The sequence below is a fragment of the Prevotella multiformis DSM 16608 genome, from assembly GCF_000191065.1.
Taxonomy (GTDB): Bacteria; Bacteroidota; Bacteroidia; order Bacteroidales; family Bacteroidaceae; genus Prevotella; species Prevotella multiformis.
The window spans coordinates 310,885-335,509 of record NZ_GL872283.1 but is presented as its reverse complement, the minus strand read 5'-3'; the positions used below and the strand labels follow the sequence as shown (position 1 = coordinate 335,509).

Below are 24,625 nucleotides of genomic sequence, written 5' to 3'. Positions count from 1 at the left end.
TTTTTCCTAAAAGCAAAGAAAAGACCATTTCTTTACTCAAAATCGAGTACGGAAATGGTCATTTTTAATGAATTGTTTCAAACTGCAAGATTGTCAAAATGGCATTTGTATTTTGACACACCCTCAGGTGCAAGAATGACGCATGGCGATTCACCAACATCACGGACAAGGAGCAGAAGATTCTATCTACACGTAGATAATGACTTATTTACATGTAAAGAATGACTTATCAACACGTAAAGAATGACTTATCTACACGTAACTAATAGCTGAAAATGAAGAAATGTTGAGGTTGATGTAAACTAACTGATAATGAGGAGGAAATACACGAATTAGCATAAAACTGCTCTGTTTGTAAAGGGCAGAAATATGCAGATTTAGGCAGAAGTTCAGTTACCAGAGTGTTACCTTGTTTTGATGTTGGTAACGATGGTGCAGTATTCGGTAACTGAATTATTTTCGCTCGTGTGGCTGTTGCTGCGGTCGGCAGTTTTCTGCATAAGTGAGGAACGCTTTAATTCGGGTAACTTTGCATAAGACAGGCTGTGCTCGTCCATTTGAGAGCAAGCTCTCATGGAACTCGCTTGCACTGTCTTTGCCCACAAATATTAAAGCGTATGAAAACAGAGAAAATGAAGGTGTTGCTCTACCTTAAAAAGAGCGGTATAGGCAAATCAGGTAAAGCCCCGATTATGGGGCGGATAACACTTGGAAGGAGTATTGCGCAGTTCAGTTGTAAACTTTCCTGCAACCCCGACTTGTGGAATTCACGTGAAAGCAGGATGGACGGCAAGAGCCGTGAGGCGGTGGAGATTAACGGAAGGTTGGAGAACCTGTTACTTTCCATTCAGTCTGCCTGTCAGTCGTTGATTGCCAAAGGACAGCCATTTGATGCAACCGATGTAAAGGAACTGTTTCAAGGCAGTGTGCAGGCACGATGCAGGCTCATCGAAAGGCTGGATATACTCATCAAGGAGAAAGAAAGCCATATCGGTATAGACATCAAGGAAGGATCTATGTCCGCCTATTATTCTACTCGAAAACGATTGCAGGAGTTCATTCAGAAGAAATACTATGTTTCGGACTTGGCTTTCTCACAGTTGACAGAAAACTTCATTTACGAATTGCAAGCATTCTGTCTTGGCGAACTCGGGCATCAGCAAAGCACATTTTTCAGAGTTGCAGCCGATTTGAAGACTGTCTGCAGGCTGGCTTATCGTGAGGGGCTGGCTGATACGCTTCTGTTTGACAAAGTCCATATAGAACGGGGAGACAAGAAAACACCCAAAGCACTTGACCAAGAAGCATTGGACAAACTCAAAGCACTCCGCTTTGATGAGTTGGAAGAGGAAATGGAAACAGCTCGTGATGTGTTTCTCTTCGCCTGTTATACCGGTGCAGCTTATTGTGATTTGATGGGGCTAAGCAAGAAGCATCTTGTTCGTGACGATGAGGATTGTCTTTGGTTAAAGTTCAACCGACAGAAGACAGGTGTGCTTTGTCGTATCAAGCTATTGCCCGAAGCAGTTCGATTAATTGAGAAAATGCACAGCGATGAAAGGGAAACACTGATTCCCCATATCAAATATCCCACTTATCAGTCCTGTCTTAAAGCCTTGCGACTACGGGCAGGTATTTCTTTTCCCTTTACCTCGCATACCGCAAGGCATACCTTTGCCACCCTTATCACATTGGAGCAGGGCGTTCCTATTGAAACGGTGAGCAAGATGCTCGGACATACGAACGTAAGTATGACCGAACGTTATGCGAAGGTTACACCGCAGAAACTCTTTGAGGAGTTTAACCGTTTCCTTTCTTTCACTGAAGATTTGCGTTTAACCATTTAACCAAGATTTTTTATGAGAAGTACATTTAAGATATTGTTTTACATCAACAGAAAGAAAATAAAAGCAGACGGCAAGACCGCTATTCTCTGCCGTATCACCATAGACGGAAAGAGCACCGCCATTACCACAGGCGAGCAGTGCAAATCCTCCGAGTGGAACAGTAGGCAAGGGATGACAACCGATAAGAAGACCAATCAAAGAATTGGCAAGTTTAAGGAACCTGTAGAAAAGACCTATCAGGAGATATTGATAAAGGACGGAGTGGTAAGTGTGGAACTGCTCAAGAACCGTTTGCAGGGAATAGCCACCATGCCGACAACACTTCTTGCCATGAGCAAAGCAGAACTGCAATCCGTTAAAGAGTGCGTGGGCAAATCAAGGGCAGAGGGGACTTATCAGAACCTATTCTATTCAGATAAGTTGCTTACGGAGTTCGTAAAGGATAAGGGAATGACGGATATAGCCATAACCACTATAACGGAAGACTTATTTGAAGAATACCGCTTCTATCTGAAGAAACGAGGTTTGGCAACAGCAACCATGAATCGTTACCTTTGTTGGTTGAGTAGATTGATGTATCGTGCGGTCAGTCAAAGGCTCATTCGCTGTAATCCTTTTGAGAATGCCAAGCATGAGAAAGCGGAACAGAAGATACGCTTTTTGCAAAAGAGCGAAGTATCTAAACTTATGGCACTGAGAGTAATTGATAAGGAAGCAGAACAAGCAAGACGGATGTTTATCTTTGCCTGCTTTACGGGCTTGGCTATCGCTGATATGGAACATTTGCAATTTGGACACATTCAAACGGCAGCCGACGGACAGAAATATATCCGTAAAGAAAGGCAGAAGACAAAGGTGGAGTTTATTGTGCCCCTGCACCCCATAGCGGAAGCCATCATCAATCAATGCAAGAAAGAACAACCAAGTATGAAAGAAATGCAGACGGTGAAAGACAAAGACAACAGCTTTATCTTCCGAACTAATTGCAGCCGTAGTGTGATGAGCGTAAAGCTGAGCATCGTAGGCAAAGCTTGCGGTATCAGGGAACGGTTGTCCTACCACATGGCGAGGCACACGTTCGGCACGATGAGTTTAAGTGCAGGAATACCTATCGAAAGCATTGCCAAGATGATGGGGCACGCCTCTATATCAAGCACACAGATATATGCGCAGGTGACGGACAATAAGATTTCGGAGGATATAGACAGACTGATAAGGAAACATCAAAAGGAGGAAACAATGGGGGAAACCGTATGAAAGTCAATTACCATCAAACAAAAGGAGACCGCAGTTATTTCGAGTGGGGCGATAATATGCAAATCACTCGCAAAGGCAAAGGCGAAATAGCAATGACAGAGAGTGAACTGGTGGATTTCTTTAGTGTAACATGGAGGAAGCTCAATTATCGTCTGCAACTTCTACTAAAAGTCTCTCCCCTGCAACCCGACGAAAGGGATACAGGGGAGCAGGAAGTCTACGTGAACGGACGGCTGCGAGGTTATGCCTTGCTTTATCCGCTTTCAATCATCATCGCTTTGTCTTATCAATTGGACAGCATGGAAGCATACTTCTTCAGGAAATACATCTGCCAAGAGTTACAACGTCCTGCATCTGTGATGGAGCAGATATTCCTATATGGAAGTGGCAGTATCAATTGATATGCTTTTCTCTTTCACCGATATTATCTTACTACATAACTACAAGGAAAGGTAATACGGTGAAAGGAAAGGGTTGGTATTGTAGTCAGAAAGTAGGAATGGTTATTACTACCGTCTAACTACACACAACTATGTTTTTGAGGCCTTCAAGTATACCGAAAGCCTTATAAGTAGTTATTCTCCAAGTAGTCTATCAACAGTAGAGATACGCATCTGTTTTATTGCATAACATTCCTTTTACCCGTATTTCCTGACCCTCTGATTTCTTCGTGATAAAGATAATTCACTATCGAGGGATGTCCTTTGGGACTTCGTTCGTAAGGCAATTCATTATCCACATACTTACATTGAGCCTCCTGCGCCATTTCCGCGGCCTCTTGCTCTAATTGCTTCCAATATGTTCGGTCTTTATGCAAATAGATTTCTTCATAAAGTGGGAACAAATGGGGATAGTATGATTTGATATAACCCATAATGTTAGCCTTAAAACCACCCCGCAGATTGAGGTTCTCAAGCCAAAAGAGGTCGCAAATATCTTTCACTTCATGAAAAATAGCTTTGAAATTGGTGATGCCAGGGAAGATGGGCGACACAAAACAAATGGTTCGGATGCCCGCCTCGTAGACCTTTCGCATGGCTGCGATGCGCCGCTCTATGCTCACGGCCTTGTCCATGTCGGCACGAAATGTCTCATCAAGCGTGTTGACTGACCACGATACGGTGACTTTCTTCATTTGCCGGAGCAGGTCAAGGTCGCGCAACACGAGGTCGCTCTTTGTACAAATGAGTATTTCTGCATCGCTGTCTTTGAGCTCTTCAAGCAGTTTACGTGTCCTGCGGAACGTTGCTTCTTCGGGATTATATCCATCGGTCACTGATCCAATAACCACGCGTTGTCTGGCATATTTCTTCGGATTCTTGATTGCAGGCCAATGCTTCACGTCTAAGAAAGCGCCCCATTCTTCTTTATGTCCTGTGAAGCGCTTCATGAATGAGGCGTAACAATACTTGCAAGCATGGGTGCACCCCACGTATGGATTCACCGAATAGCCACCAACAGGGAGGTTGGACTTGGTCATGATGCCACGCACCTCTTTCGTTCCAATGAGTGTTTTTGCCATATATCTTCCTTTATTCTTTATAAATCCTCTACCGTTTCACCGTCTTCAGGAATAAAGACGCGGTCTAAAATTCCTGCCACTTCCGCACGCTTTCTCACCATTTCACGCGTCACGCTATTATGGTTCACGCCTTCAAGATGCGTCACAAATAACTTTGCATCAGGTGCAGCTACAGCAACTTTTACCACATCTTCATCGTTCATAATAACGCGTCCACCCAAACGAAAGCCATTGCCACCAGCATTAAGAGTGATAACCTCGGGGCGAAAACGCTTCAAATTGCGCTTCACACCAGCATACCAGATGGTATCTCCGGCGTGATAGAGCGTCTTTTCTTGTGGATGAGTGAATACATAACCCGCTGTATGTCCGGCAGGATACTTCATGATGAAATTACCATGCTGGCTTTCGGCCTTTTGTATGCTCACTTCCCCTATCCTTGTATTGTCGCCGACAACTTCCACATGATTAAATCCATGCGACATCACCACCTGCCGATTGTTTTCGTCTTGCACAAAAAATCGCATATCTTTAGGCATCATTTCATAGGCCGCCTCATCGATATGGTCATCGTGTAGATGGGTAAGCAACACCGCATCTACACCTTTTAGCATCTCTTCTACAGGAAAAGGTAGTTCATGAAGTGGGTTGCGCAGATGTTGATTTCTACTAAAGGGGAAAGGAGGCATGCAGCCTTTCTTTCCCAACATGGGGTCGATCAGAATTTTCTTTCCCCCATATTCAACGATTATCGTTGCGTTTCTTACTTGCTGGATATTCATTGTTTATTAAAATTAAAGTTTAACATTGGCTTCCAGCATAATACCATCCTTCAGAGGTTCATCATCATCAGAGAACGAGTTTGCCTTATATTGTACGCAAAGCACGAGCATTTCGCTGCTGCCTGTATTCTTGAAAGCACGTTTGCCATTGGGCGCAATTCTCACGATGCTTCCTTCTGAAACGGGAAATCGTTTGCCGTCTACATCGAAAATGCCTTCACCTTTAAGAATGAAATAAAGCTCTTCGTGGGTTTTATGGGTATGGCGTGTGCCATAATCCTGCCCAGCTGCAAGACTTTGGAAAGACAATTCTGCGCCTGTTGCTTGTAGTGCATGTCCGGCAAACATCTTTCCCGGGATAGAGAAATTGCCCATAGCCAACTCATATTCCTTAATTTCATTCAACTTACCTACGTTCACCGTGGTGAAGTTCTCACCTTTTTCTACAATTTTAATTTCTTTCATAATGCTATTTGTTTTGATTACGAGTGCAAAGGTAGTGCATAAAACAAAGACACATTCTACCATTAATAATATATGCTCTACCATTTTGATAAGCCATTAATTATTCGTACATTTGTTGCATGAAATTAGAGAGTCATCCCCAAGAACTTACACAAGTTCCTTTCTGCAAAACGGAATGTGGTGTAGACTTCAACATCAATACCGATACGCACGAGCGTTTACGGGGCGTATTGATGGAGTATCCGTCTTTCAAAACCAACTTCTTCGAGTTGTTTTTCTTCAGGAAAGCATCCGGGTGGCTGCGTTATGGCTTTCAACATATCGCGTTGAAAGACAATACGGTGCTGATACTTTCGCCGCACATCCATCAGGAGTGGCACATTGATGAAAGCCAAACGGATTATCGTTTCCTTATTTTCCGTGATGATTTTCTTTCAACCTATCTTGCCGATCCTTTCTTTACTTATCGTTTGCTTTATTGCTACCAAACAGATTTCCCACCCTATCTGTCGGCTACAGCTATGGAACAACAAGAATACGAGCGTTTGCTTGTGCGGATAAAAGAAGAACTCAACCATCCTCTTGCCGACAGCTATCACATCATCGTATCCTTGCTTCATTATCTGCTCATGACCCTTAATCGTAGGTATTCTGCTCAATACCATCTGCCTTTTGATGCCCCCAAGAACCACCATGCCTTTGAGTTCAAACAACTCTTAGAGAAGCATATTCGCCAATACCAGCAAGTGGCCGACTATGCAGCCATGCTGAACATCAGCCGCATCACATTGAATGCTTCTGTACAGGCACAATATGGGCAAACGGCCGTACATCTGCTGAAACAACGTCTGCTTGCAGAAATCAAGAATGAAATACTATTCACTGACAAAACTACCAGTGAATTGGCATACGAATTCAATTTCTCGGAGCCGGGACATTTAATGCGTTTCTTCAAAAAACAAACAGGACAGACGGTTACGGAGTTTAAAGAAGAATATAAAGGACAACAGTTTACCGCAGAATAGAAAAATGATTAAACGAAGAACTTACCAATAAACGAACGGCACTTGAAACAGATATATCTCTGCTCAAGTGCCGTTATCCATTCACCAATATACGCTTATTGCCTTTATCCTGTCTGACTACCCTGATAATTCTCCTCCAGCATCTTCTCCAAGTCCGAAACCTTGTAGAGTATCTTTCCTGCAAACTGCGTGTAGGGAATAATCTTCCTGTCTCGGTAGTCCTGCAAGGTACGGGGACTGATATACAGTCGCTCGCACACTTCCTTGCCCGTTAGGAAAAGTTCGCCTGCAAAGAGTGGCTTGTGTGTATCCGCCACTTCTACTATTCGTTTACCTACACCTCTCAACGCTGAGACGACCAACTGCATCTCGTCCGACTCCATGTTCAAGTCTCTTGCTGTTTCCATCATATCATTTTGTTTTTAGGTTTGTTCGACTTCATAAGAAGCAGTGTTTCCACATCTTCGCGCTTGTAATAGCACTTGTGTCCGATTTGCGTAAATGGCAGCACACCCGTATCACGATAATGCTGCAAGGTGCGTTTGCTGATGTTGAGTAACCTGCACACATCTCCGTTGTGCAGCCAGTCGGTGTGTTTGCTCTTTTCTCCGAATGCTTTGTGGCAGCATTCTGCAAGGCTCAAGATTTCATCTCGCAGCTTTGCCCAATTGGTTTCTGTAATGACGTAATAGTTCATAATCTTATCTTGTTTTATTGTTTGTTGTTTCAAATCTTTCCAGTTTCCATCGGCAAAGATAATGGCGTGCGTACACCTCTCAAAGCTGTGGTGAACAGCAGGGAAATGCCGGGAAGAATAAGGAAAGAGGTAATCTGCATCATCGGTTCGCATTTGCGTTTTCCTGCCCCGTCTTCTTTTTTCGATGTAAAATTAATATCGGATATTTCTCATTCTATCGCTTTCATTCAAGTGGCAGCTTGTGGCGCTATGACAAGGACAAAAGAGACAGATTGATGTTCTTGCCACTGCACAAATGAGGTTAATAAGGTAATCAAAGCAAAAGAGTGCATCTGAAAGCAAACAACGGCAATCATATTTCTGCTAACCTTTCTTTCCTGTCACCCGTTTTTTGCTTAATGAGGCAATAAATGCTCTTCTTGCCTGCCCGTTTCCCTAAGAATTTTACAGCAGACAGGTGCAACATTATGCAAGAAGGCTCTGAATGCTTGGAAGTTACGCATTCTCACCCTAACTTCACTCTTGGAAACCAATTCAAGGGAATAATGAAAAAGAACGCAGATGCAGGCAAGTATAAGCAACGGGGAAAGCTTCCCCATCTCCATTCCTTCAAACTTGTAGTAGCCGAATGTAGTAAAATGTGTAGTATCGCCCTACACTATCAAGCATTACTGATTATCAATTACTTATCACAGAATAGTATGTAGTAAGAAGAAGGATGAAAAAGTTTGAAAACGGTAAAACAAGTCAAACTTAAAATAAGATAGAGTGATGAAAAAGGAAAGAAGAAACATAGAAGAAATAGATCGTTTCATAGGAGAAACTTTTGGCGTAAGCCCGGCTAAAAGTTCAAACGGACAAACCGCCGCTGAATTTCGGGCAAGGAGAATGAAAAATATTCAAGAGCAAAAACAACAAGAAACAGAGCATGCCATAGAGCATGCCACGCCATCCGAGCCTGTACTGCATACAGAGCATGCAACTATTCAACGACGCATCAGTGCCAAGATGAGAAAAGAGACACTCGAAGCATACAAGCAAGCGTTCCTTATTCCGACAAAGCTAAGTGAGAGAAAGGCGGTCTATCTGAGCAGAGAGACGCAGGAACGTGCCGACTTCATCGTTCGCAGGTTGGGTGACAGGGGTAGCAATCTTTCAAGTTTCGTGGAAAACATCGTGCGCATTCATTTGGAAGAATACGGAGAAGATATAGAGAAATGGAGGAAGCTATAAACAACAGAAAAACAGTTAAGGACTATCAAGTAAAAGGATGTCCCTTTCACTCAAAATCCTCGACCGTTTTAGGATAGTACCAACAATAGATTTTTACTGAACACATTGAACGGTGGGAATGCCACGAACACAGTTAATCTTCTGAATGCATAGCATTCATTTTTGGACGACAAAACGCTTTATGCGTAAACGTTTCGTTAGCTGACATTGCAAGACGTCAGTTTGTACCCACAAACTGCGCTTGCTCCCCTCGTTTTATTGTCGGGGGAGATAAGACCGTAATCACTTCGTTCTCATCGGTCAGTGTTCAGAAATTAAGCAACAACAAATCATCTAAAATGATTAACTTTCAAAGAAACTTATATGGACAGATATAATAGAAAGACTGCCAAGTGGCAGCAACGAGGTAAGGAAGAAGTGAGGATGAACAAGACGGAGTTCATCAAGGTAAGATGTACAAGAGAGGAAAAGCAGCGTATTAGGTCAAAGGTAGAAAGTACAGGGCGGAAGTTCTCAGACTACTGCCGTGAGATACTCCTGAATGGTGAAGTAATTGCCGTCCCTAAGATGACCGACAATGAAAGGGAAGCCATCGAGCTACTCAGACGAACTGCCTACTTCTTCTCACATATTTCCAATCTTATCAAGGTAAAGGATGATGCATGGGTACTGATTACTCAAAGTCTTTCCTATCTGGCAAGGGAGGCATTTAAGCGTTTCTTCAATCCCAAATACCGCATTGAGGAAAGGGCAATTAAACTCTTAAATCTAATGGAGAATGATAGGAAAATGTAGAGCAATTGCGCATGGCAGCAATGCGCTGGAATATATTTTCAGAGAGGGAAAACTCGGTAAAACACTTCCCTTTCACAATCTCTGTGGAACGACACCAAAAGAAATTTACGAGGAAATGAAGATGGTGAACGATTACAATACACGTTGCAGGAACAAGTTCCTCCGCATCGAAATCGGTATAGCACCACAAGACGAGAAGAAACTGCCCGTATCTGAACTTATGCGGATAGCCCATCTGTTTGCCAAACAAATGGGACTTGACAACCATCAATGGGTGGCGGTAACACACAAGGACACCGACAACAGACATATCCATATCATTGCCAACCGCATCAGCCTGTATGGGGAGGTCTATGACACCACCTTTGTAAGCAACAGGACAGCAAGAGTGGCGGAGGAAATAAGTCGCTCGAAAGGCTTGACTATCGCAAAGGAGGTCAGGGCGGAAAGGAAGCATCAGAAAGCAAAAGCCAATCCTACGAGAGAGCAAACAAAGAAAGAAGTACAGCAAATCTGTTATGCCTTGTTGGATAAATATAAAGGCGGTGGCATATCAGGGCACTCCATGTTTCTCTACGAATTGAACAAGAACAACATTATCATAGAGCGCATGAAGAACAAACAGGGAAAAGTCTATGGTTTGAAGTTCTCCTACTGTGGCCAGACATTCAAAGCTTCTGAAATCGGCAGAGAGTTCGGGTACCGTTCCTTGCAGAAGAACTTTGAGATAGCCAATAAAGCCGAAACAAAGGAGACGATAATAAAAGCTCACACAATAGCAGATAAGACTACAAAGAATAAAGTTCAATCAGACACAGGCTATCAACTTGTTCCTCCCAGTCGTTCATACATACCGCCTGCAAAAGCAAATGACAGTTCATCCATTGCACAAGCCGTAGGAAATGTAGCAAGCACCGCCTTGAATGCTGCCGAAGAAATGATTTCGGGAGCAGGTGGACTTATCAATCTACAGACACACGGTGATGATTATGCCGAGATGGCTTGGCAACATAAACTCAGAAACCAAGCCAAGAAAAAGAAGAAACGAGGAAGAGGTATATAACAGCTCTTCTCTATTCCCAATCGTCCAAAAACTCAAGGATGAAGTAAAAGAGCGAAAATCTTATCAAAAGAGCTTGTTATTCAAAGCAAATGATTATCTTTGCAAATAGAATAACAAGCGTTCTTTGTTGATGTAGAAACATGCGACAGAAAGCACTTCGCTCGTTTCCAAATCGTTACCTGTTTAGTTTTTACAGCGAGGTAACTTCTTCTTTCTCAATTAGATACGTTTTAGACATCATCTTAACACGTAAAGAAATATTTATCACCATGTAGAAAAATACAACTATACGGGCATGCACATTTCCAGATGACGGCTCGCAATGACACCACCAGCGTCATGTCCAGCGGGAGACAACAGGGCAACCGCAAGTGGCCGGATCCTCATCGGGCGACCGGTCGGCCGAAAAAAGGGATGCACCCATCGGCAGGTGCATCCCTTCTGCTGTTCGAGGCCTCGTCCGACCACCGGAAAAACCCATTGGTTCGTCAAGGCCGGCACAAGCCTCGGTTGAATCAACCGGGTCTCTGTTTAATCATCCGCCTCAGCCTTCGGCAGGACGAAGTAGCCATAGTGGAGATAGTCGTCTTTCAGAATCCACATGATTCCCCATACGTGCGTATCGGAAACCTTGAGGATCTCGACATTCGCACCTTCGTAGACCGTCACGTCACTGCTCCAATAGTCTGTCTTGACTTCAATTTTCCCGTCCGCTTTCTTCCCTACGGAGAGGTCGCCGCTGAACCAGCACTTCAGATAGATATAATCACTGTAGTTCCATTGCGCAAGCTGCTTGCCGTCCTTTTCCCCGATGGAGAAACTGCCATACGACTGTGCATGACTGCCATCGAAGACGAAGTTCTCCTGTGTGGATGCCATGATGGCAGCCTTCTCCTCATCGGTGAAAGGAATATCGGTCGTCGTAACCGTTACCTTCACCGTCCTGCTGACGCCCATCTTGTCGGTAATGGTAAGCGTAGCCGTTCCGTTGCTGAGCCCGCGGATGGTGATGACGTTGTCTACGACGGAATAGACCTCGGCAATGTCTTCATGGTCGCTGACCGCTTCATAGCCGCCGTTCCCACCGGTGACGGTCAGCGTGGCAGAACTCTCGGTGTGTCCGGCCTTTATCTGCACGCCGACCTCCTCTTTGTCAAGAAGAATCTTCTTGTACATTGCCTTTACAAGCACACGCCTGTAATTGCCGGCAGCATCGGAGACCACGATGCCTGTAAGTCCGCTTTTTACAGCGGCCACAGTAATCGCATTCCCCTTGATTGTCAACGTTGCGACATCAGGATTCTCACAGAAAGCCCTGTATTCGCCGCCTCCGGCAGTGATGTTGAACGTGGCCGTCTCACCCACTCCGACACTCACGGTGTCGGAATCGAACGTGAGGGCTGTCTCCACCTTGGGTTCCGGCTTCACTTCCGGTGTGTCTTCATCGTTGCTGCAGGCTGTAAAACCCAAGGCAAGAAATGCCGTCATTACGGCTGAATAGAAATATCTCAGTTTCATTGTTTCAAGTGTTTAGCAGGTTACCAATCTTTTGCATAACTACCCGTCCGCACGGTTTCCTCTCCATAGAAGGCACGCGTGATGTTGTTCAGACGGGTCACATAGCCGTTCTGAGGGGTCAGACCGAAGACCATCGTACCACCATAACCGTCAGTCTTGATAGATTTTGCAGTATTAAAAGAAATGATACGACCTTGTCCGAACTCTGATGATCCCTGTATCATGCCCTTAGGCGACAGGCCTTCATAGTTGTTGGAAAGGTCGCCGTAGCGTCCGTAATCCTGCAGGGCATAGTCGATGAACTCGCCCGGCTTGTGGCCGTCAACAGTCTCCAGGCTTCCCGTGCGGCTGTAGACATAGACTTCTATGAGCTTGTCGGGCATGATCCGCTTGCACTCGTAGCAAAGGCGGGATGCCGCTTCTATGGAAGGTGAGACGAAACCGGGGTAATCGCCATAGTTGGAATATTCATCGTCGAAGAACACACCGTCAAGTCCGTAGGCATCAACAACGGCTTTCAACTCCTGTGCAAACTTAATCGCACCCTCCTTGGAGAGGTTGGCAACACCCGAACGGTCATGGTTTCCGAGAATGCCGAGAATCACCTTCATACCCTTCTCCTGCAACGGCTTCAGGTACTTCTCCTTATAATCGAGCAGGTGCTGCACGTTCTCATTGTTATAGTTATACACCTCACCGCTCTCAGCATTGTAGTTGATGTTACCGGAGAAAAGAATAACCTGGTCAAAGACATACTTCTTCGACTCCTTCAGCGTGTAACACAGGTTGTGCAGCGGATTGGCATCGTTCACCTCCATACAGCTGATTACCTGCAAGCCGTTGTCCTTATGGCAGTTCGGCATCTTGGTAATGTCACGCACAAAGAGAACGAACTCACCCTTGTCCTTTGATGTCTGGCTTATACCTTTCACACTCAGAGGAATGGCATAAACGCCATTTTCCTTCAGATCCGCAGCCGTGGTATAGCTTACAGTCACCTTGGAAGATTTCGTCGCGCCGGCATTTACCGTAACACCACCGCTCACCGTAACGAGTGATTCGGGCAGTGCCTCGAAGGCTGTGCCATGCATCTTGTTATAATTCTCAAGTGCCTTGGCATCATACACCAGCGTATAGTCTTCATTCACCTTGGCTGCCTGGGTGAGGTTCACGTAAAAGTCCGTCGAACCCTTCTCATTGAAGACAAGGGAATCCTGACTGCTGCATCCGTACTTGTCCGTGAGGAAAGCAAGACTGTTCTCCAATGGCTTGTAACCGCCTTCCGGAACAAGAGGCACATCGATACTCTCCGAGCAGGATACAGCCAGAGCCATGCCGAGCATTGAGAGTGCGAGTGTTTTAATATTGTTGATATTCATAAATGTCATTTTGATTAAAACGTTTAACAGATTATTTCTCTGGCAATGAAACATTATGCCATGGCAGCGGTTTGTCAGCCTTGGCGTCATTACCGTTGCCCGTAGCATCCTTTACGATGTTGGGACTGGAACTGTCGTCCATCTTCCAATAGCCCACGAGACCGGGAGTCTTCGGGTCAACGCTGTAGATGTGTCCGGCAATCTCTTCCTGCGTACGGACAACATTCCAGACACGTACTTCAGACATATTGCCCTCGAACCAGCGGGCATCATCATAAGACTTGCCAATGAGGAACATACGGTCAGGAGAATCTCCCTTGATGGTTACCGTTCCCATACGAAGCGTGCCGTGCGACTGCAGCATGCCGTTGACATATACTTTCACCTCACGTGTATCAGCATTGTAGGTCATGGCCACATGCTGCCAGCGCTTGGTCAGCAGACCCTTGTTGGAGTCGTAGTCTGGGAAGTTTCCGCTGCGGGTCGCTATCTGAATCTGATTGTCAGGGAAGCCTGCATCACCGATACGCATGAGGAAGTTGCCCTCAATACCCATGATGGTAGAGATGAGCTTGCCGAATTCACGCGGGTAGATGAGTGCCTCCATCGTAATCTGGTGCATGTCAGTAACCAGGTCCGGGGTCTTCCAGTCTACCTGCAGATAGTTCTTGCTCATGTCAGCTACAACATTGATGAGCGCACCTGCACGGAACACAAAGTAATAGTTCTTGGCCGCCTGCAGGACTTCAATATCCTTGCAGTCGACCGTTACGGGCAGGACATATGTCGTCGAACGGTCCAGGTCGCCGAGCTTGGAGAATTCAAACCGTGCCTCATTACTCTTCACACTGCCCTGATTGATTTTCACCTCACCCACGAGTACCTTATAACAAGTGTCTGGCAGCAATACGGCATGACCGTAATAGGCCTTGTTATAAGTCTCCAGCAGCTGGGGAGCTGGTGCGAAAGTTGCATTCAGTTCTTTCTCAGCAGGGCGTGAGGTCGAGAGTTTCAACGACTTCACCATGGTACTTGCATCTTTGATAATAGTCTCACTGGTGAAAGTCTTTCCATCTATGAACGCCTTACTTGTGAAGTCGGCTTCATCATTGTTCTGGCATGCTGCCATCAACAGAGCTGCTGCCAGGACAGGAAAATATTTAAATAGCTTCTTCATTTCCTTTTACTCTTTAACGGTTGGATTGATAGTTGAGATGACCTTACGCAGGTTCGGATAGGTGAACGAGGCATTGTAATAATCAACATTGGCATTCAGCAAGCCCATTCCAGCACAGGTATAGCCGGTATGGTCCGAAGCAATGAACCGTGCAATACCGTGCATGGCCAAAGTCTTGCCCCAGTAACCGGTCTTGGTATCGGTTTCGTCGATAGACTTGTTGTTTGCCAAAAGAATGAACTTGTCAGTCGGCACACCTTCTACCGCAGCCTTACGAACCAGATAATCAACACCCGATATGGACTTCTCATCCTGTGTCGGGATAATGAGATAGCATGCCTGTGCAAACAGACTCTTGTCAGTTACATGCTGCGGACGACCCATTATTATCAGTTCCTTGTCTTTATGGCGTTCTTTCCAGTCCTTGGTTATACCTAAGAAAACGTTCTCCAAGGCAATAGCCTCAGCCTTTTCCTGCTCATTGAGATAATGTGTGAGCTTCGCATTGAATCCCATTATCACACCATCATAGTTATACTTATCAGCAAGACGTAACTGTGTATTGACAGAATCAACCAGGAAACCATTGAAGTCACGGAAGTGCTTACCAGCATTCTCAGGCTTTGCCATAAAGGCTTTCTTCCGTGCTTCGTAAACTGTCTTGATAGCATCACAGCTTACCTGAAATACGACTTTCATACCTTTCTGACTTCTTACTTCCTCGATTTCCTGCATCATCTGTTCAGTAACCGTTCCCGGATTTGTCAGTACAACGTAATCCACACTGTCAGGAACAGCGTTGATATGCTGCGCCTGAGTGAATGGAACAGCCTGGCTGTTATCGAACCATGCCATCATAATCTTATGACTGCTTGCCTTGTAAGCACGGATGCCTGCAAGATAGTTCTGATAGAGTTCAGGATTCTGACGCTCTATACCGGGCTGGTTGATGTCTACAGGTTCAACGTCTGTATCACAGCTGGACATAAGCAAAGCCGCCGCACAGACCGTTGAATATGCTATATATTGAATGATATGTTTCATTTTTCTTTCTATTTAATCGGTAATCATTATTTTGCCCACCAGACATCTGTAGCCATGTTGTCGGCGCCGCCGAGCATGCCGACGGCTGCATTGTAGTTGTCAAGGTTGTTGCTGCGTTCTTCCTGTGGATAAGCCAGACGACGGGCACCCCGCTCGTTGCTTACCACGCCGCCACTGTTGTTCACCTTCACCGGCATCAGTTTCGGGTAACCTGTACGGCGATAGTCCGACCATGCCTCCAAGCCAAGTGGGAACATAGCCAGCCACTTCTGGGTGATGATACGTTCCAACTGCTGCTCTACGGTATTGTTGTCATCCCAGGCAATCGTAATTGTTGACACTGAGCCTGAATAAGAATTGAGTCCGGCGGGATCTGTATAGACAGCAGGTGTACTGGTATTATCAGCCAGATAAGCCGCAGCACCCTTTACGCCCCACTGCTCAAAGGACAGCTCAACACCTTTCTTATAGAAACTGCCGGCTGTACCTCCCATGTTCCAGTTCTTCAAAGCACCTTCAGCACGCAGGAAAGCCACTTCGGCCGCATTCATCCACAAGAGCCTGGTGTCGGTCTTTACATTGTAGTTGCTGTAAGCATGGGCAATCTCTGCACCCGGGATCTGGATACCGGAACGCAAGCCATAGTAGCCATTGGTTCCTCTTGAGAAAGTGGACTTTGTGAACATCGCTTCACGACGCGGATCCTTGTAACCGTTCATGTAAGTGGTGATGTCGGCGCCGATACGCGAGTCACCACCATTATATTCATACATGACAACCCTGAAAGGATTGGTATTCGACAAGGTCATGAAAGCATTGTCATCATTGGAAGTCATCACACCGACCTCATTGCTCACCGAAGCCTCAGCCTCCTGTTTTGCCAATGCAGGGTCAGCCTTTGATATGCGGATAGCCAGACGAAGACGAAGAGAATTACCAAACTTAATCCACTTCTCGACATTACCGCCATACACATTGTCAGCCTTTGGTGAGAAGTTGAGCGTGCGATTGGCCGTCAGCGTAGCAATGGCCTCGTCCAGCTGCTTGAACATGAGCTTATATACCTCCTGCTGGGAATCGTAGGGTGCAGTGATTTCACCATTCTGTCCCACCTTGGAATAAGGTATCGGACCATAGGCATCGGTAACACGATGGATACCGGCAACCTTTATGATCTGTGCGACAGCCAATGGAACAGGCTCGTCGGTGGCACTCTTCACTTCGTTGAAATAGATGGAGAGCTTAGGAAGGAAGTCCCTGAACAACACGCGGTTCCAGCTGTTCTCCGGACTGAACTGTGCAAAGTTCTTGCCTATAAAGCCGGCATTGGAATCGGAGAGATAACCGCCATACGAACCGCCGCACAGGCACTCTGTGAACTGATTGGTATTGACATCCGTAGGAATCACCCAGCTCTGCAGGTTCACCATGGCTGCGCCCAATGAATAAGCATCACGTTCCGTCTCCTTCTTCGACACGCCGTAGGGATCCTGGTTATAGTCCTCGTAGCTGTTGGTACAGCCCGCCAGACTCACAACCAGACCGGCCGATACCGTTGACAATATGATATTTCTTAAGTGTTTCATAACTTTGATTTAGAATTTAAGCTTAATGTTGAACCCGATATTTCTCGTACTGGGCGTCATGAACTTGTCTATACCCTGATAGTAGTTGCCGGTCGTAGCCGTTGTCTCAGGATCGAAAGGAGCCTTACAGTAGAACATCAACAGGTTGCGACCTGTCACGGAAAGCGTCAGGTCGCCCAGACCGAAGAAGTGATTCTTCTTGAAGGTATAGCTGAGACTTGCTTCCTGTAAGCGGACATTCGTTGCACTGTAAGTGTAGAACTGCGGAATACCGTCACTGCCACCGATGGTCGAATACCATGATTCGGGGTTGAGGCGGTCATTGCCGTTCACCTCTACATATCCCCTGTCACGTGCCTTTGCACTTGCCTCTGATACTCCATAGAGGTCGAGCGCAGCCTGTGTCGCCGAGTAAACGATGCCGCCGAAACGTGCACTGACCATCACACTGAGGTTGAAACCCTTATAAGAGAAATCATTGCGCCATGCCATGTTCGCCTTGGGGAATACAGAACCCAGCTTCACGTCACCGACGTTATTGTTACGATAAACCTTGCCGTTCTTGTCGACATAGATACGTCCCTTGTCGTCACGCTTCACATCCGTCAGGGAGTAAAGGTCGCCTAACGTACCGCCCTCCTTGAGAATGAAGTGTGCATTGCCCAGTCCTCCGACATCCAGACGGTCCTTGTTGATGACAGCCCCTGTCTCGGGATGAACGTAGTTACGCACCAGCTCGTTGATACGGTTGCGGTTGGAACTCAAAGTATAGTTGCTTGACCATCCGAAACCAGCCCAGTTATTGCTGTAACCCAGAGCTAACTCGATTCCATTGTTTGACACATTACCTGTCTGGATATAAAGAGCAGAGTAACCTGATGACACAGAGATGTCAGGATTGAAAGTCTGGTTGAAAGTCTTTGTCCAATAGAGTGTCGCATCCAGACTGAAGTGCTTGAGAAAGCGGGCCTGCAGACCGATTTCCCACGAGTTCGTCGTCTCCGGTTTCAGGTCGTAGATCGGATAGACCATCTGACTCTTCCACTGCTTCGTCGTATTGTCCCACTCGTACTTCGGATTGGCAATGTTGCGGAGGAACGGAATACCGACAGAGGCGAACGAGCCGCGTACTTTCAAGTAGTCAATAGCCTGTGGCAGCTTGACAGACTCAGAGACAATCCACGAGCCGCCCACTGACGGATAGAAGAAAGAATGCTTGTTGGAATGAGGACCTGCCAACATTGAAGGCCAGTCGTTACGTCCTGTAACCGTAAGGTACAGCTGGCTCTTCCATCCCAGTTCCAGACTTCCGAGAAGCGACTTCGTCTGCTCATGATAGCCTGCCGGCAGCCGTTTCTCACGTGCCGCATCTACCTGATACTCATTGAAGACATTGGGAATCAGGTTGTCGGCTATCGGACCGTCAAGACCAGTCTGGTCCTGCTTGATGTCAGAGAGAGAAGCACCGACATTAGCCACCAGTGACAGCTTGTTCTGCAGGAAGTGCTTGTTGACATTCAGCATCACATCGCCGTACACCTGCTTGTCGTCGGTCTTTACCTTGGCATACTGGCCGTTGGCACCGGCGATGGTTGTGTTCGTGCTGGCATAGTACTTCTTCTCGAAAGTATTCGTAGCATTGTCAATACGGATACGTCCCACGACGTTCAACCAGTCTGTCACCTTATAAGTAAGTCCGGCATTCATCATGTAGCGGTACTTCTTGTTGGTACGGAGGTTACGGTAGTTGATCCAGTAAGGGTTCTGACCGACGAACTCGCTGAGCAGGTTGTTCCAGTTCTGCGTGTAGATATTGCGTGTCGTATCGAAGTGTTCAAACATCGCCATATCGTTGTAGTCGTTGCCACGCGGATAGAGGTAAGCCGAAACCAGCGGATTGGCATACACACCCTGGTTGGTCATGTTGCGGTCGTTCTGGATGATATAGCTTGCACCGACATCCAGCAGCAGCCTGTCGCCCAGCATGCTGGATGTGTTCCGGAACGTAAAGTTGTAACGGTTGTAACGGTTGTTGGGAATGATACCGCCTGAATTCAACGCACTGGCAGAGAAGTAACTCTGGTTCTTCTCCGAACCTGTCGAAACCGTGAAAGCCTCTGTGGTCATGATGCCTGTCTTGAGATAGTCCTTCTTCGGGTCATACCCCATATAGTTGGCATCATTCAGCAGGCGTCCCCAGCTGTAGCTGTCACCGCCGGCTGTACGCAGACTGCTGCCTGTCCCGTAACGGTTCTGGAACTCCGGCAGACGGAAAGCCGTGGAGAACTCCGTGCTCTGACTGACGGTAAACTCCGTATGTCCCACCTTTCCCTTCTTCGTTGTGATGACGATGGCACCGTTGGAAGCACGGTTACCATAAAGTGCAGCTGCCGCCGCACCCGTCAAGACAGACATACTCTCAATATCCTCCGGATTGATATCTGCGATGGCCTCTGTCGTACCGTTCGATCCGAAGATCGCATCACCGCTGCCGCCGAGGTTGAACATCGGCACGCCATCGATGACATACAGAACGTTGCTCGACTGCTCGATGCTGCGTGTACCACGCATCACGACCTTTGAAGCGCCACCGGCACCGGACGAACTGGCATTGATGTTCACACCAGCTACCTTACCGCTGAGCGAATTGATGAAGTTGGCATCCTTGTTAGTCCCCAAAGATTCACCGCTCACCTGCTGTACATTGTAGCTCAACGCCTTCTGTTCACGCTTGATGCCGAGGGCCGTGACAACCACTTCGTTCAGCTCCTTGGCACTGCCCATGGAAAGGCTGATGTCGTATGTATCAGCCTTACCGACACGCACTGTCCTGGTGGTGTAGCCGATGTAGGAGATTTCAAGTTCAGAACCCTCCTCCGCCATCAGCGTAAACCGTCCGTCAATATCTGTGACAGCACCGCCCTGGGTACCTTTCAGACGGACAGTAGCACCGATGACCGGTTCTCCGTTCTCCTCCTTTACAACTCCTACGACTTTCTTCTTCTCGCCGGCGTTCTGCGGCTTCTGCGGAACCTGTGTTGACGGAATAGAAACGGCATTTCCATCCCTTTGTCTCAATGCAGTCATAGAACTCTCCCGCATCGCATCCGTCTTGTTGAACGCAACGCCGTGAGCTTCCGTGCTCAGATTCAGACATAACAGGAATGCGGTCAGGTACAGACCATTTTTCTTGTTATTCATTCAGCTTTATTGTTAATTATGTTAATATTTTTCAAAAGGTAATATGATAGAATCCGTCCGCTTATATTGAGGGCAGCCTGGACGCATCCTCTTCCATAGGCGGAACTTTTCATTCAGGTTTACTGTCTTGCATTAGGTTTTGTATTCGGTTCTTGTCGGTTCTCAGTTTGTGCCCGGCAAAAGTAAGAAAAAATTTGAATTGGACAAAGAAAAAGCCCTCCTTTCTTCCGGAGTTTCCGCAAAATATGGAATCAGTAGATAATTTGTGTCAAGGCTTAGTACGGATCACGTTAAGTATTATAATAATTCGGATAGAAGTAGTTTGTGTTGTTCAATGGCCGTGACGGTCCCATTCACGTGCAGTCAAGGATAGCCATGGCTTTTTCATACCGTATGCCACATGGATCCCAATAAAAAGTTCATCTGCAATTACATCTGGAACGTTCTGCCCCGACAGACGGTCTGCAAGGAGTCAATCCCTTTACAGCATACGGCTGCCGGAGCGGGAAGCCACGCATCTATTCATTATTCGCAAACCCCAGAGAGAGGACGCTGACCTTGACATTGCCGGCTTTGAAGAGCTCACGGGCTGCAGCGACGAGCGTCGCCCCGGTGGTGATGACATCGTCAACAAGCAGGACATGCCGGTTGCGCACGGCAGAGGCATCCGTCAGCCGGAACGCCTTTTCCACATTCTCGTTACGTTCCCAACGGCTCTTCTGCGTCTGGCTGCCATGGAAAGAGATACGTTCAAGGACGTCGCCGACTACAGGAATCCCGGCTGCAGTGCTGATGCCCCGGGCTATCTCCACGCTCTGGTTGTATCCTCTCTCCCGTTCACGCTGCCGGGCAAGCGGCACAGGGACCAGCGCGGTGATGCCGTCGAAGAAGCCGCCCGCTGCAAACTCGTCGGCAACAAGGCGGCCAAGCAGCTCCCCTGTCTCGGGATGTCCGCCATACTTGAGCTGATACAACAGGCGGCTGGTGTCCGAGTGAGCCTTGTAGAAGAAGAGGGATGCCCCTCTCTCAATGGGGATTCTCCCCCAGAAGAGCCGCACAAGCCGGTTGTCACAGGCATTACGGGCATAGCCTGTACGGGGGAGGCTCTGGTTGCAGCAGGCACACATCACCTCCTCCGTAACGGTCAGACGCCCTCCGCAGATGGTACACGACCGAGGAGCAAGGGTGTCTATCAGACGGGCAAGCACACTAATCGGTCTCGTCATCGTCATCAGCAAAGTCTATGTTGCCGTCCGCTGCGACAATCCCTTCGTCAATACACTTCCTGATCAGCTCCATCGTGAACCCGCGTCCCATGGCAAATCTGATCAGCTTCATCGAGCGTTCATAGTCATTGTCAGCCTTGATGGTGCGGTACTTGCCAGCCAGCAGCGGGCGCAGGACGGCAAGATACTCCTCATCCCCGACAGCATCCAGGATGGGCGACGAGACGGAACTGTCCACCTTCTTCATCCACAGAGCCTGCTCTATCTTCCGGCGTCCCCACTTGTTGTAACGGATTTTATCGTAGACGAAAGACTCCGTATAACGGCTGTCGTCCACATAATGCAGCCTTAAGAGTTTCTCCATAATGCGTGCCTGGGCATCCTCCGCCAGTCCCCACCTGCGCATTTTCTCCAGCATTTCACCCGAGCAATGTTCGCCTTTCGCACACAGGTCGGCAAGTTTCTTCAGAGCCTGCGGCTCCGGCATAGGTCGTTTCTGTATCATGGTCGGAGGGCTTTCGTGAAGCGTAACTTGCCGAACTGGTCTTCCCTAAGCATGACCTGCTTATAACCAGACTCGTCCAGCATCTCCTTCACCTTATTTATATATAATGGGTTGGTCTCGAAGTAGAGTACACCTTCATCCGACAGCGTCTGCACGCCGTATTCAGCTATTGCCCGATAGAACTGCAGCGGGTCGTCATCCGGTACGAAAAGGGCGGTCTCCGGCTCGTATTCCAGCACGTTCGCCGCCATTGCCGCCCTCTCCCTGTTGCAGATATAGGGCGGATTGCTGACGATGATGTCCCATTGCCGCTCCATGGCAGCAGGAGAGGGATGGAGTGCGTCTTCCATCTTCAATTCAACACGGGCATCCCATCGGTGGATATTCTCACGTGCAATCAACAAAGCATCACCCGATACATCCCACGCCGTAAGGGCGGAATTGTAAAGATCCAGTGCCAGACTGACAGCTACGCATCCGCTCCCGGTCCCCACGTCCAGCACCTGAAGCGGCACAGGAGGCTGCAGGGCACAGTAAGGGCGGTTGTAATCTTCTTCTATCCACCGGCACAGCACTTCCGTCTCCGGGCGTGGAATCAGTACTCCGGACGCAACATGAAAGGGCCGCCCGCAGAACATTGCATACCCGAGAACATACTGCACCGGCTCTGCACGTTCCAGTCGTGACATGATTTTCTCCAATCCGTCAGCTTCGTCTCGTGATAATTCATTAACTTTGCCCGTATAAATATCGGTCAGCGAAATGCCAGACTGCACCTCCAGCACAAGCCGAATGATTGCCTGTGCCTCACCGTCATCGTACAAGGGAGTGAGTCTGTGCCATAAATCCTGGTATGTCATGACTGCAAAGATAGGAATTTTAAAGATATGAAACAAGAAGAAACTGACGAAATCTATATGCGCCGCTGCCTACAATTAGCACGTAACGGACAGCAGCTGGCCAAGCCGAACCCGATGGTGGGGGCGGTCATTGTGAGCAAGGATGGCAGGATTATCGGTGAAGGCTATCATGTCCGCTGCGGCGAAGGACACGCAGAAGTGAACGCTTTTGCATCTGTGAAGAAAGAGGAAGAGGCTTTGCTGCACGAAGCAACGGTGTATGTCAGCCTCGAGCCTTGTTCCCATTACGGCAAGACACCTCCCTGCGCCGACCTGATTATCAGCAAAGGCGTGCGCCGTGTAGTCTGCGGCTGCATCGACCCTTTTTCCAAGGTACAGGGGCGTGGCGTGAAGAGGCTCCGTGAGGCCGGCATTGACGTGACAGTAGGTGTATTGGAAAAGGAGTGCCTGGAGCTGAACAAGCGGTTCGTCACTTATAACACGCATCACCGACCGTACGTGATACTGAAGTGGGCGCAGACAAAAAGAGTAACAACTAACACACTATTCAACACACCAACAAACACACTATCCAACACACCAGCCATCCCCTCCCCCTCACCCCTCCCCCATAGGGAGGGGAGTGAACACCGAGATTCCCCTGATGATCTGAGTATTATAAATGGCAGCCAAGATGAAATAACGGATCGTGAGAAAAAAACTTCTGCGGCTTACATTGGCAACTTGCCGGGCAGAGACTATCATCCGCTGATCATCTCTACGCCCTTCACAAAGATGCTGGTACATAAGCTGAGGGCAGAGAACGATGCGATACTCGTTGGCAAAACAACGGAAGAACTGGAACATCCACAGCTGACGGTGAGGGAATGGAGCGGTCCGAATCCTGAAAAACTGGTGCTGACAAGCCATCCGAAAAGAGAGGGGGAATATGCTACGCCTGCCGAAGCACTGTCACACCTCTATGCCGAGAAGAAACAGAGTCTCATCGTCGAAGGCGGTGCAAAGACCTTGCAGAGTTTCCTTGAAGCAGGACTATGGGATGAGATACGCATAGAGACTGCACCTTTCACGATCGGCGAGGGTATAGAAGCCCCCCCGCTGCCCGGAAACATACGCATCACAGGCATCGAGCATTATGGGAACGCCATCATAACCTACGAACGGAGATAAGAAGAGCTAGGAACAGGTCTGTCTCCCCCCTGCCTCCCCCCACTAATCAGTCTCTGAGGATGATTTTCGACGATCCTACGCCTTCCAGACAAGCAGACTCCGCCTGCTTCCTGAAAGATTACAGCGGATGCATAAAAGGGTTCTTCCGTTAAACGCATGGATGCTTTTCGTATAGCTTTGACGGAAGAACTGAGGTTGTTCATTAAACAAAAAACATGGGCAAGACCGTCTTGGCGGCCCATTCTAAGTAGGTCGTAAGAATTAATTTACACT

At 47.5% G+C, this 24,625-nt stretch carries 22 protein-coding genes and 1 pseudogene; 9 read left to right on the top strand and 14 right to left on the bottom strand.

Annotation, left to right across the window (positions count from 1 at the left end):
- Positions 1 to 617 precede the first annotated feature (617 nt).
- Genes HMPREF9141_RS06690 through HMPREF9141_RS06680 form a run of 3 tightly spaced genes read left to right on the top strand, consistent with a single transcriptional unit; the run spans position 618 to position 3,505 of the window.
- On the top strand, positions 618 to 1,847 hold the full coding sequence (locus HMPREF9141_RS06690) for a site-specific integrase (RefSeq protein ID WP_007367854.1): 1,230 nt from the start codon (positions 618 to 620) through the stop codon (positions 1,845 to 1,847).
- A gap of 12 nt (positions 1,848 to 1,859) precedes the next feature.
- Positions 1,860 to 3,104, top strand: a complete 1,245-nt coding sequence (locus HMPREF9141_RS06685) for a site-specific integrase (protein ID WP_007367853.1) — start codon at positions 1,860 to 1,862, stop codon at positions 3,102 to 3,104.
- Complete coding sequence (locus tag HMPREF9141_RS06680; RefSeq protein ID WP_007367852.1) at positions 3,101 to 3,505, top strand: hypothetical protein; 405 nt, start codon at positions 3,101 to 3,103, stop codon at positions 3,503 to 3,505. Before HMPREF9141_RS06685 ends, HMPREF9141_RS06680 begins: the two co-directional genes overlap by 4 nt.
- A gap of 218 nt (positions 3,506 to 3,723) precedes the next feature.
- On the opposite strand, the gene HMPREF9141_RS06675 is transcribed toward HMPREF9141_RS06680, so the two are convergent.
- Genes HMPREF9141_RS06675 through HMPREF9141_RS06665 form a run of 3 tightly spaced genes read right to left on the bottom strand, consistent with a single transcriptional unit; the run spans position 3,724 to position 5,873 of the window.
- Positions 3,724 to 4,626 carry a radical SAM mobile pair protein B gene (locus tag HMPREF9141_RS06675; protein ID WP_007367851.1) on the bottom strand — a complete coding sequence of 301 codons (903 nt, stop codon included), beginning with the start codon at positions 4,624 to 4,626 and terminating at the stop codon, positions 3,724 to 3,726.
- Between the two features lie 17 nt (positions 4,627 to 4,643).
- Positions 4,644 to 5,408 carry an MBL fold metallo-hydrolase gene (locus HMPREF9141_RS06670; RefSeq protein ID WP_007367850.1) on the bottom strand — a complete coding sequence of 255 codons (765 nt, stop codon included), beginning with the start codon at positions 5,406 to 5,408 and terminating at the stop codon, positions 4,644 to 4,646.
- A gap of 12 nt (positions 5,409 to 5,420) precedes the next feature.
- Positions 5,421 to 5,873, bottom strand: a complete 453-nt coding sequence (locus tag HMPREF9141_RS06665) for a cupin domain-containing protein (RefSeq protein WP_004384417.1) — start codon at positions 5,871 to 5,873, stop codon at positions 5,421 to 5,423.
- A gap of 119 nt (positions 5,874 to 5,992) precedes the next feature.
- On the opposite strand from HMPREF9141_RS06665, the gene HMPREF9141_RS06660 reads away from it, so the two are divergent.
- Entirely contained in the window at positions 5,993 to 6,898 is a 906-nt protein-coding gene (locus HMPREF9141_RS06660) for a helix-turn-helix domain-containing protein (protein WP_007367849.1), read from the top strand.
- A gap of 104 nt (positions 6,899 to 7,002) precedes the next feature.
- Here the strand turns inward: HMPREF9141_RS06660 and HMPREF9141_RS06655 are convergent, their stop codons facing one another.
- A complete protein-coding gene (locus tag HMPREF9141_RS06655) occupies positions 7,003 to 7,308 on the bottom strand; it encodes a helix-turn-helix domain-containing protein (protein WP_007367848.1) in 306 nt (101 codons plus the stop codon).
- A complete protein-coding gene (locus HMPREF9141_RS06650) occupies positions 7,305 to 7,595 on the bottom strand; it encodes a helix-turn-helix domain-containing protein (protein WP_040554944.1) in 291 nt (96 codons plus the stop codon). The genes HMPREF9141_RS06655 and HMPREF9141_RS06650 overlap by 4 nt, the downstream gene beginning before the upstream one ends.
- 410 nt (positions 7,596 to 8,005) lie before the next feature.
- On the opposite strand from HMPREF9141_RS06650, the pseudogene HMPREF9141_RS14010 reads away from it, so the two are divergent.
- From HMPREF9141_RS14010 to HMPREF9141_RS06630, 4 genes and pseudogenes are all read left to right on the top strand, one after another.
- Positions 8,006 to 8,194, top strand: a pseudogene (locus HMPREF9141_RS14010) (hypothetical protein); the annotation flags it as partial.
- Between the two features lie 172 nt (positions 8,195 to 8,366).
- Positions 8,367 to 8,828: a DUF3408 domain-containing protein gene (locus HMPREF9141_RS06640; RefSeq protein WP_007367844.1), complete on the top strand. Its 462-nt coding sequence runs from the start codon at positions 8,367 to 8,369 to the stop codon at positions 8,826 to 8,828.
- Between the two features lie 363 nt (positions 8,829 to 9,191).
- Positions 9,192 to 9,623 (top strand): plasmid mobilization protein, encoded by a 432-nt coding sequence (locus tag HMPREF9141_RS06635; RefSeq protein WP_007367843.1) that lies wholly within the window; start codon positions 9,192 to 9,194, stop codon positions 9,621 to 9,623.
- Entirely contained in the window at positions 9,607 to 10,686 is a 1,080-nt protein-coding gene (locus HMPREF9141_RS06630; RefSeq protein ID WP_007367842.1) for a relaxase/mobilization nuclease domain-containing protein, read from the top strand. Before HMPREF9141_RS06635 ends, HMPREF9141_RS06630 begins: the two co-directional genes overlap by 17 nt.
- Positions 10,687 to 11,217: 531 nt before the next feature.
- Here HMPREF9141_RS06630 and HMPREF9141_RS06625 read toward each other — a convergent pair.
- From HMPREF9141_RS06625 to prmC, 9 genes are all read right to left on the bottom strand, one after another.
- Positions 11,218 to 12,204, bottom strand: a complete 987-nt coding sequence (locus tag HMPREF9141_RS06625; RefSeq protein ID WP_007367841.1) for a hypothetical protein — start codon at positions 12,202 to 12,204, stop codon at positions 11,218 to 11,220.
- Between the two features lie 20 nt (positions 12,205 to 12,224).
- Positions 12,225 to 13,583: a BT_3987 domain-containing protein gene (locus HMPREF9141_RS06620; protein WP_083809435.1), complete on the bottom strand. Its 1,359-nt coding sequence runs from the start codon at positions 13,581 to 13,583 to the stop codon at positions 12,225 to 12,227.
- Between the two features lie 31 nt (positions 13,584 to 13,614).
- Positions 13,615 to 14,760, bottom strand: a complete 1,146-nt coding sequence (locus HMPREF9141_RS06615; protein WP_007367839.1) for a DUF1735 and LamG domain-containing protein — start codon at positions 14,758 to 14,760, stop codon at positions 13,615 to 13,617.
- Positions 14,761 to 14,766: 6 nt separating this feature from the next.
- A complete protein-coding gene (locus HMPREF9141_RS06610; protein ID WP_007367838.1) occupies positions 14,767 to 15,804 on the bottom strand; it encodes a glycoside hydrolase family 18 in 1,038 nt (345 codons plus the stop codon).
- Positions 15,805 to 15,830: 26 nt separating this feature from the next.
- Positions 15,831 to 17,390 (bottom strand): RagB/SusD family nutrient uptake outer membrane protein, encoded by a 1,560-nt coding sequence (locus HMPREF9141_RS06605; RefSeq protein WP_007367837.1) that lies wholly within the window; start codon positions 17,388 to 17,390, stop codon positions 15,831 to 15,833.
- Positions 17,391 to 17,399: 9 nt separating this feature from the next.
- Positions 17,400 to 20,591 (bottom strand): SusC/RagA family TonB-linked outer membrane protein, encoded by a 3,192-nt coding sequence (locus HMPREF9141_RS06600; protein ID WP_007367836.1) that lies wholly within the window; start codon positions 20,589 to 20,591, stop codon positions 17,400 to 17,402.
- A 518-nt stretch (positions 20,592 to 21,109) separates the two neighbouring features.
- Positions 21,110 to 21,817 carry a ComF family protein gene (locus HMPREF9141_RS06595; RefSeq protein ID WP_174256067.1) on the bottom strand — a complete coding sequence of 236 codons (708 nt, stop codon included), beginning with the start codon at positions 21,815 to 21,817 and terminating at the stop codon, positions 21,110 to 21,112.
- Positions 21,801 to 22,322: a regulatory protein RecX gene (locus HMPREF9141_RS06590; protein ID WP_007367834.1), complete on the bottom strand. Its 522-nt coding sequence runs from the start codon at positions 22,320 to 22,322 to the stop codon at positions 21,801 to 21,803. The genes HMPREF9141_RS06595 and HMPREF9141_RS06590 overlap by 17 nt, the downstream gene beginning before the upstream one ends.
- Positions 22,319 to 23,182, bottom strand: a complete 864-nt coding sequence (gene prmC, locus HMPREF9141_RS06585; RefSeq protein ID WP_007367833.1) for a peptide chain release factor N(5)-glutamine methyltransferase — start codon at positions 23,180 to 23,182, stop codon at positions 22,319 to 22,321. The genes HMPREF9141_RS06590 and prmC overlap by 4 nt, the downstream gene beginning before the upstream one ends.
- A 27-nt stretch (positions 23,183 to 23,209) precedes the next feature.
- Between prmC and ribD the strand changes: the two genes are divergently transcribed.
- Positions 23,210 to 24,352: a bifunctional diaminohydroxyphosphoribosylaminopyrimidine deaminase/5-amino-6-(5-phosphoribosylamino)uracil reductase RibD gene (gene ribD / locus HMPREF9141_RS06580; RefSeq protein ID WP_007367832.1), complete on the top strand. Its 1,143-nt coding sequence runs from the start codon at positions 23,210 to 23,212 to the stop codon at positions 24,350 to 24,352.
- Positions 24,353 to 24,625: the final 273 nt, after the last annotated feature.

Bases quoted from the DNA above. Each gene is read 5' to 3' on its own strand.
- HMPREF9141_RS06670 (WP_007367850.1), bottom strand. From the start codon at position 5,408: ATGAATATCCAGCAAGTAAGAAACGCAACGATAATCGTTGAATATGGG.
- HMPREF9141_RS06630 (WP_007367842.1), top strand. From the start codon at position 9,607: ATGATAGGAAAATGTAGAGCAATTGCGCATGGCAGCAATGCGCTGGAA.
- HMPREF9141_RS06685 (WP_007367853.1), top strand. From the start codon at position 1,860: ATGAGAAGTACATTTAAGATATTGTTTTACATCAACAGAAAGAAAATA.
- HMPREF9141_RS06605 (WP_007367837.1), bottom strand. From the start codon at position 17,390: ATGAAACACTTAAGAAATATCATATTGTCAACGGTATCGGCCGGTCTG.
- HMPREF9141_RS06690 (WP_007367854.1), top strand. From the start codon at position 618: ATGAAAACAGAGAAAATGAAGGTGTTGCTCTACCTTAAAAAGAGCGGT.
- HMPREF9141_RS06610 (WP_007367838.1), bottom strand. From the start codon at position 15,804: ATGAAACATATCATTCAATATATAGCATATTCAACGGTCTGTGCGGCG.
- HMPREF9141_RS06675 (WP_007367851.1), bottom strand. From the start codon at position 4,626: ATGGCAAAAACACTCATTGGAACGAAAGAGGTGCGTGGCATCATGACC.
- HMPREF9141_RS06640 (WP_007367844.1), top strand. From the start codon at position 8,367: ATGAAAAAGGAAAGAAGAAACATAGAAGAAATAGATCGTTTCATAGGA.
- HMPREF9141_RS06665 (WP_004384417.1), bottom strand. From the start codon at position 5,873: ATGAAAGAAATTAAAATTGTAGAAAAAGGTGAGAACTTCACCACGGTG.
- HMPREF9141_RS06590 (WP_007367834.1), bottom strand. From the start codon at position 22,322: ATGATACAGAAACGACCTATGCCGGAGCCGCAGGCTCTGAAGAAACTT.
- HMPREF9141_RS06650 (WP_040554944.1), bottom strand. From the start codon at position 7,595: ATGAACTATTACGTCATTACAGAAACCAATTGGGCAAAGCTGCGAGAT.
- HMPREF9141_RS06625 (WP_007367841.1), bottom strand. From the start codon at position 12,204: ATGAAACTGAGATATTTCTATTCAGCCGTAATGACGGCATTTCTTGCC.
- ribD (WP_007367832.1), top strand. From the start codon at position 23,210: ATGAAACAAGAAGAAACTGACGAAATCTATATGCGCCGCTGCCTACAA.
- HMPREF9141_RS06600 (WP_007367836.1), bottom strand. From the start codon at position 20,591: ATGAATAACAAGAAAAATGGTCTGTACCTGACCGCATTCCTGTTATGT.
- HMPREF9141_RS06620 (WP_083809435.1), bottom strand. From the start codon at position 13,583: ATGAATATCAACAATATTAAAACACTCGCACTCTCAATGCTCGGCATG.
- HMPREF9141_RS06595 (WP_174256067.1), bottom strand. From the start codon at position 21,817: ATGACGAGACCGATTAGTGTGCTTGCCCGTCTGATAGACACCCTTGCT.
- HMPREF9141_RS06655 (WP_007367848.1), bottom strand. From the start codon at position 7,308: ATGATGGAAACAGCAAGAGACTTGAACATGGAGTCGGACGAGATGCAG.
- HMPREF9141_RS06615 (WP_007367839.1), bottom strand. From the start codon at position 14,760: ATGAAGAAGCTATTTAAATATTTTCCTGTCCTGGCAGCAGCTCTGTTG.
- HMPREF9141_RS06660 (WP_007367849.1), top strand. From the start codon at position 5,993: ATGAAATTAGAGAGTCATCCCCAAGAACTTACACAAGTTCCTTTCTGC.
- HMPREF9141_RS06635 (WP_007367843.1), top strand. From the start codon at position 9,192: ATGGACAGATATAATAGAAAGACTGCCAAGTGGCAGCAACGAGGTAAG.
- prmC (WP_007367833.1), bottom strand. From the start codon at position 23,182: ATGACATACCAGGATTTATGGCACAGACTCACTCCCTTGTACGATGAC.
- HMPREF9141_RS06680 (WP_007367852.1), top strand. From the start codon at position 3,101: ATGAAAGTCAATTACCATCAAACAAAAGGAGACCGCAGTTATTTCGAG.